We start from the raw sequence: 6,942 nt of genomic DNA, 5'->3' as shown, positions 1-6,942 counted from the left end.
CGCAACCTTGCCAAGGTTGAGGTCACGAGTTCGAACCTCGTGTGTCGCTCCAAATAAGAAACCCTGATCATCAATGGTCAGGGTTTTCTGTTTTCTAGGTGGTGACTGTTAACTAATCTCTCTGTAACTGATAGATATTGCCGTTATCAGTACTGAAGTAGATACTCTCATCGTTAGCGATTTCAATATCTCTAATACGTTCACCAAAGTTTTCCAGTAACCTTTCTTCATGATTTGCTTTGTTTTCACTGTTGAGGCTGACGACATTAATGTGTTGCAGCTTAAGTGAGCCAGCGAGCAGCTTATTTTTTAGTTCCGGATACTTGTTGCCTCGATACAGAACTAGGCTGCTAGGAGCGATAGAAGGTACATAAACTTTAGCAGGCGACTCTATACCGTCCATTTCGTTGGCTTGCCCCACATCTATTGGTCCCCAATATTCTTGTCCATAGGACACGATAGGCCAGCCATAGTTACCGCCAGCTTTGATTAGATTAATTTCATCTCCACCTCTAGGTCCATGTTCAATGGCCCAAAGATTATTGCTAGGTAAATCGAAAAATATTCCTTGAGGGTTCCGGTGGCCAAAACTCCAGATTTCGTCAGTGAGTTCTGGATTAACGTTAGAAGGATTATCTTTAGCTGCGGCACCTTTAGGAGTTAGGCGCAAGATAGTGCCTGAGTGGTTTTGGGTATTTTGCCCATTACTGCGTTCCCCACGGTCTCCGACTGTTAAGAATATGTGTTGGCTTGAAAACGCAATACGGCTACCAAAGTGTCGTCCTGAATCTGAATAAGAGTCGGTAACTAACAAATCCTGCCAGCCTTTAAGCTTGCCTTTTTCAAGAGACGCCATAGCGAGGGTTGTTGCTGCACCCTTTGGGGTTGTTTTGCTATAAGTGACATAAACACTATTTGGATCGAAAGGTGACTTGGCAATATCCATCAGTCCCCCTTGACCACCAGCAAATGTATCACTGGGCGCATTAGCTGCGAGTTTGTGTTTTCCTGTTGTAATATCGAGTAAGCGAATGTCGCCATTTCTCTCTGATACGAGCATCTGAGTAGGTGTAACGAAAGTAATTCCCCAAGGCACGGCAAAGCCCGAAGCAACTTTCTTGGCGAAGTAGTGGTCTGCACTTGCAGTAAAAGAAAGCGAACTGGCCAGTAAGGCCAGTAAACATTTATACATGAACAGGTCCTTGTTTTATAACTTATCCTTCTACAGTATGGTTTCTAGACTAAGATTTCGCCTCAATAAAATTGTAATCCGATGTTAGAACTGAGTTTTCGAAGCATGTGAAAGTACTTACTCTTTCGATATTTGAGCGGAAGAACTGGAATGGCTTGTTCCCGTTTTTGACCAGATTAGGATGTATGCATAATAGCCATGTCGTCCGCAGCAATACCCTGCGAGAAAGCCAGTAACAACCCATACTATTGTATGGAAAAATAGAGTGTGGGCAAAAGGAAGGTGAAGACCTAGTGAATAGCCGATGAATGTTTTAAATAGTACGATGGTGATGACGTAAAGTGCCATTTCCGGCTCACGTGGTATCGTCATCGAAAATTTTGCCCTATTAATCTTTACGTCTTTATTCCGCACATGCAAATACCCCACACTAATGCCTAGAATAAATAGACAAGTGAACAACACTAAAGATGCTAAAGCAGATAACGGTACAGTCGTTAAAGCGAAGTACAGAACGACTATAGGTACAAGAAGCAAACGCCTTATGTTAACCTTTCGGGGCTTTAGGTACATGAACGCTAAGTAGATTACTACTGGGACCGCAATAAGCAGCTCGGTTGGAATGTGAATCATGAAATTGCCTAATGAGTTTGTGGAAACACAGCGAAATCTATAATTGATAATCTTTGGGTACCATGTCATAAGGGTGATACTAAACCGACAATGGAATGACAGTTATTATATTTCAATAAGATACGAGATGTTTAAAGAGGTTAAGATCGAAAATAGTGGCTTTGATTTTATATATTTTTAGTTTCGGTTGGCTGATATAAAGATGAGTATTGAAAAAAAACAATCGCGAGTCTTGGCAGAAAACGTGAAAACCTATCGCTTGAAGCAAGCGTGGACTCAAGAGCAGCTTGCTGAAATTTGTTCAGTTAACGTTAGAACAGTTCAACGAGTCGAAAAGTTGGGTCAAGCAAGCTTAGAGACAAAAAAAGCGTTAGCGAGTGCGTTTAATATCAATGTGGAAATGTTGACGACGAAAAGGAAAGACACTAGCAAGAACCATATTGAAGAAGTCAACGAGGTTCATCAATTTTTTAAGTTTCGTCTAAATAGCTTTGCAAAAAATGTATTTACTCTCATTCTAGCATTCGTTGGTGTCTATTCAGCGAATTCTCTTTTTTATCCTGATGAGAATTGGCAGTACCATTGGGTTATGGTTTGGGCTGTAGTTTTATTGGTCATTGAGATACGAGCGGTGGTACTCAATAGATTCGATTCGAAATAGAGTTCGATTTTCTATACGCTCCAGTTGATTCTGGAGCGCTTTGATTCTAAATATCTTTGAGCATCCAAACATCACACTTATTGTGAATTGTTCCTTCTATCGGCTCACCTAAATGCTCAAACCCTAGCGCTTCGTAAAGAGAAATTGCACTTCCCATATTTGATAAGGTGTCTAGGTAGCTCTGCTTATATCCTTTCGACTTTGCATAGTCCAAGCACTTTATAGTCAGTGTTTTACCAATACCAAGCCCTCGGGCAGCCGGCAAAAGGAAAAGCTTTTTCAGCTCGCATATTTTTTTCTCTTTATTGAACGGTGCTACGCCGCAACCACCAACAACTTGACTATTGTGTATAGCAATGAGATATAAGCTGTCATTATCATCCGTATAGTAGCGACTCATGTTGAGTACTTCTTGATCGCCAGGGCCAAACCCTTCACCTACGGCACCAAACTCTTCCCCGACCTTCAAAATAATTTCGCTTACTTCTTGGTCGTATTTCTCACTAATTTCTTTGTAAATAACTGACATGTAGAATTTGTAGGCTTGATTAAAAATACAAATGTAATAGAAATTTGTTTAGTTAGCGAAAGGTTTTATAAAGAAGTGGCTCAACTAGCAGGCTCTAAGCACAGATAATCGTTTGTTAACACTGATTTCCATTTGGCTTTGCGACGGTGTTTCGCTACTATGTACAGCTATTTAATGTAGCCAAAAATTACGTAGGTAAACCCTACGAATACTGCCGACAGGTAGATGAGGAAATAATGCAACATCTAGAAGAGATTATTGCTAACGCGGGCGCTGCAATTGACGCTGCTGACTCGCTTGTCGCACTTGATGAAGTGCGTGTTCAGTATCTAGGTAAAAAAGGTGAGCTTACTGCTCAGCTTCAGAGCCTTGGAAAGTTACCACCAGAAGAGCGTCGTAGTGCTGGTCAAGAGATCAATAAAGCGAAAGGCGCAGTCCAACAAGCGATTGCTGCACGTAAAGATGCTCTTCAACGTGCCGAGTTAGAAGCGAAGCTTGCTGAAGAAACCATCGACGTAACATTACCTGGTCGTCGTATGGAAAATGGTGGTCTACACCCAGTAACTCGCACTGTTGAGCGCATTGAACAGTTTTTTGGTGAGCTTGGCTTTAATGTTGAGTCTGGTCCTGAGATTGAAGATGCCTTCCACAACTTTGACGCATTGAACATTGCAGAAGACCATCCAGCGCGTACTGATCATGATACTTTCTTCTTTAATCCTGACTTGATGTTACGTACTCATACTTCTGGTGTACAGATTCGTACGATGGAAAATGGTAAACCGCCATTCCGCTTTATCGCACCTGGCCGTGTATATCGTAACGACTACGATCAAACTCATACGCCAATGTTCCACCAAGTTGAAGGTATGTTGGTAGACGAAAATGTAAACTTCGCTCAACTAAAGGGCATTTTGCATGATTTCCTATGCAACTTCTTCGAAGAAGAGGTAGAAGTGCGTTTCCGTCCATCTTACTTCCCGTTTACTGAACCTTCAGCAGAAGTGGATGTAAAAGGTAAAAACGGCAAATGGCTAGAGGTTCTAGGATGCGGAATGGTTCATCCAAACGTACTAAAAGCTGTCGGTATTGATGCAGAAAAATACTCTGGTTTTGCATTCGGTATGGGTGTAGAGCGCTTGACCATGTTACGTTACGGCGTTAACGATCTACGTGCATTCTTCGAGAATGACCTACGTTTCTTAAAACAGTTCAAGTAATCCAGAGGTTTAATCACTATGAAATTCAGCGAATCATGGCTTCGTGAGTGGGTTAACCCATCGGTTACAACTGACGAGCTTACTCACCAAATTACAATGGCTGGCCTAGAGGTAGACGACGTTTTACCTGTTGCTGGCTCTTTCACTGGCGTTAAAGTAGGTCAGGTTGTTGAATGTGCTCAACACCCAGATGCAGACAAACTACGCGTAACTAAAGTTGATGTCGGTGAAGAGGAACTTCTTGATATCGTTTGTGGCGCGCCAAACTGTCGTCAAGGTTTAAAAGTTGCAGTAGCAACGGTAGGCGCTGTTCTACCTGGCGATTTCAAAATCAAGAAAGCGAAACTACGCGGCCAACCATCTCACGGTATGCTTTGCTCATTTACTGAACTAGGTATCGACGTAGAGTCTGACGGTATTTTAGAGTTGTCTGCTGATGCAGTTATTGGTACTGATTTCCGTAAACTTCTTGAGCTTGACGATGTGACAGTTGATGTTGACTTAACTGCGAACCGTGCCGATTGCTTTAGCATTCGTGGTTTGGCGAGAGAAGTTGGTGTACTTAACCGAGCCGATGTAACTGAGCCAGAAGTCACACCGGTTGCACCTGCAATTGACGATACTGTTTCAATAGAAATCAAAGCGACTGATGCGTGCCCAAGATATCTAGGCCGTGTTGTTAAGAACGTAAATGTTCAAGCTGAAACTCCGCTTTGGATGCAAGAGAAACTGCGCCGTTGTGGGATTCGTTCTATCGATCCTGTTGTTGACATCACTAACTATGTATTGCTTGAGCAAGGCCAACCAATGCACGCATTCGACTTGAACAAGGTCGAAGGTGGCATTGTGGTACGTATGGCAGAGCAGGGCGAAAAACTAACTCTTCTAGATGGCAACGAAGCAGAACTAAACAGTGACACGTTAGTTGTTGCAGACCACAATCAAGCACTGGCAATTGCTGGTATCTTTGGTGGTGAAGGTTCTGGTGTGAGCACTGAAACTAAAGATGTATTGTTAGAGTGTGCTTTCTTCTCGCCAGATCATATTCGTGGACGAGCGCGCAGCTACGGCTTACACACTGAATCATCAATGCGTTTTGAACGCGGCGTAGACTATGCACTGCAAACAAACGCGATGGAGCGTGCAACTCAGCTACTTGTTGAGATCTGTGGTGGTGAAGTTGCACCAGTGATTGTTGCTGAGTCTGAAGCAGATTTACCAAAAGCAAATTCAGTGTTACTTCGTCGTGGCGCTTTAGATAAGCTGCTTGGCCATCACATTGCTGATAGTGACGTAGTAGAAATCCTAGAGCGTTTAGGTCTGTCTGTTGAGACAGCGGATGCAGGTTGGAGTGCAGTTGCACCGACTTGGCGCTTTGATATTGCAATTGAAGAAGATTTGATTGAAGAAGTGGGCCGTATTTACGGTTACAACAATATTCCAAATCAGTCTCCACTTGCTGCATTAAAAATGAATGACCACAAAGAAGAAAGCTTACCGCTTAAGCGCGTTCGTAATCTTTTGGTTGATCGTGGCTATCATGAAGCAATTACCTACAGCTTTGTCGAGCCAGAGCAGCAAAAGCTGATTGTTGCTGATGTAGAGCCACTCGTGCTACCGAACCCAATTTCGGCGGATATGTCTGCAATGCGTCTAGGCTTGATTCAAGGCCTATTGAATACAGTTGTTCATAACCAAAAACGTCAGCAACCACGAGTTAGGTTGTTTGAATTTGGTCTTCGCTTTATTCCTTCTAAGTCTGCCGAAAATGGTATGCGCCAAGAGCCAATGCTTGCTGGTGTTATTGCTGGCGCTAGAAACGAAGAGCATTGGGATATTGCTACCAATACTGTTGACTTCTTTGACCTTAAAGGTGATTTAGAAGCAGTACTAGAACTGACTTCTAATGAAATCGCGTTTGGCTTTAAGCCGCTAGGCGACGCAAGCTCTAAAAACCAAGCGCTTCACCCTGGTCAATCTGCAATTATTACCGCGGATGGAAAAGAAATCGGTGTGATTGGTACAGTACACCCAGAACTAGAGCGTAAACTTGGTCTGAATGGTCGTACTATCGTATTCGAGATCGAGTGGAATTCCATTAATACACGTGTGATTCCGGAAGCAGTTAAAGTATCTAAATTTCCTGCCAATCGACGCGATATTGCACTAGTTGTTGATGAGAAAGTTAACTCTTCGGATATCGTTGATGCTTGTCTTGCAAGTGGTGGCGAACTACTTGTTGATGCGAAGCTTTTCGATGTGTACGTTGGTAAAGGCATTGAAGAAGGCAAGAAGAGCTTAGCGATCGCACTGACATTACAGTCGGTAGAGCGCACTTTAGAAGATGCAGACATCAGTAATAGTGTTGATTCAATTGTTGCTGCAGCGTCGGAACAATTTGGTGCAATGCTACGCGACTAATAGAAAACTATAGCAAGTTTAAGCCCTATCTAATTATATGATAGGGCTTTTCTATGCCATTAGTATTTTGAATACACGGAAATTAATTTATGCACTTCTTACAAGACAATCCGAGAAGTGTAGTGTGTAATGCTAGAGTTTGCATATAAATTATGTGAATTAATTGTTTAATTTAAGTGTATGATTTTTATAATTATAAAAATTGACAAAATCTTACGAAACCTTCATTCATAGTTCGATATGCTAATGTTTAATTTGTTAATAGTGTAATGTACTGTAATTATTT

General features: G+C 42.2%; 6 protein-coding genes. 3 read left to right on the top strand and 3 right to left on the bottom strand.

The features are described 5' to 3' along the window. Positions 1-112: 112 nt before the first annotated feature. Both ACM2FC_RS06025 and ACM2FC_RS06020 read right to left on the bottom strand, forming a co-directional pair. Positions 113-1,192 carry a PQQ-dependent sugar dehydrogenase gene (locus ACM2FC_RS06025; protein ID WP_498479969.1) on the bottom strand — a complete coding sequence of 360 codons (1,080 nt, stop codon included), beginning with the start codon at positions 1,190-1,192 and terminating at the stop codon, positions 113-115. 117 nt (positions 1,193-1,309) lie between these two features. After that, complete coding sequence (locus ACM2FC_RS06020) at positions 1,310-1,825, bottom strand: hypothetical protein (protein WP_498479968.1); 516 nt, start codon at positions 1,823-1,825, stop codon at positions 1,310-1,312. 202 nt (positions 1,826-2,027) lie between these two features. Here ACM2FC_RS06020 and ACM2FC_RS06015 point away from each other — a divergent pair, with 202 nt between their 5' ends. After that, the gene (locus tag ACM2FC_RS06015; protein ID WP_498479967.1) at positions 2,028-2,486 is read left to right on the top strand and encodes a helix-turn-helix domain-containing protein; all 459 of its coding nucleotides are present in this window, start codon (positions 2,028-2,030) and stop codon (positions 2,484-2,486) included. 46 nt (positions 2,487-2,532) lie between these two features. Here the strand turns inward: ACM2FC_RS06015 and ACM2FC_RS06010 are convergent, their stop codons facing one another. Next, entirely contained in the window at positions 2,533-3,015 is a 483-nt protein-coding gene (locus ACM2FC_RS06010) for a GNAT family N-acetyltransferase (protein WP_498479966.1), read from the bottom strand. A 236-nt stretch (positions 3,016-3,251) separates the two neighbouring features. Between ACM2FC_RS06010 and pheS the strand changes: the two genes are divergently transcribed. After that, positions 3,252-4,235 carry a phenylalanine--tRNA ligase subunit alpha gene (gene pheS / locus ACM2FC_RS06005; RefSeq protein WP_498479965.1) on the top strand — a complete coding sequence of 328 codons (984 nt, stop codon included), beginning with the start codon at positions 3,252-3,254 and terminating at the stop codon, positions 4,233-4,235. 18 nt (positions 4,236-4,253) lie between these two features. Next, positions 4,254-6,656 carry a phenylalanine--tRNA ligase subunit beta gene (pheT, locus tag ACM2FC_RS06000; protein ID WP_498479964.1) on the top strand — a complete coding sequence of 801 codons (2,403 nt, stop codon included), beginning with the start codon at positions 4,254-4,256 and terminating at the stop codon, positions 6,654-6,656. Positions 6,657-6,942 lie beyond the last annotated feature (286 nt).

This window comes from Vibrio sp. A37 (genome assembly GCF_059777565.1).
This window is presented reverse-complemented; position numbering and strand designations above follow the sequence as displayed.

Bases quoted from the DNA above. Each gene is read 5' to 3' on its own strand.
- ACM2FC_RS06010 (WP_498479966.1), bottom strand. From the start codon at position 3,015: ATGTCAGTTATTTACAAAGAAATTAGTGAGAAATACGACCAAGAAGTA.
- pheS (WP_498479965.1), top strand. From the start codon at position 3,252: ATGCAACATCTAGAAGAGATTATTGCTAACGCGGGCGCTGCAATTGAC.
- pheT (WP_498479964.1), top strand. From the start codon at position 4,254: ATGAAATTCAGCGAATCATGGCTTCGTGAGTGGGTTAACCCATCGGTT.
- ACM2FC_RS06015 (WP_498479967.1), top strand. From the start codon at position 2,028: ATGAGTATTGAAAAAAAACAATCGCGAGTCTTGGCAGAAAACGTGAAA.
- ACM2FC_RS06025 (WP_498479969.1), bottom strand. From the start codon at position 1,192: ATGTATAAATGTTTACTGGCCTTACTGGCCAGTTCGCTTTCTTTTACT.
- ACM2FC_RS06020 (WP_498479968.1), bottom strand. From the start codon at position 1,825: ATGATTCACATTCCAACCGAGCTGCTTATTGCGGTCCCAGTAGTAATC.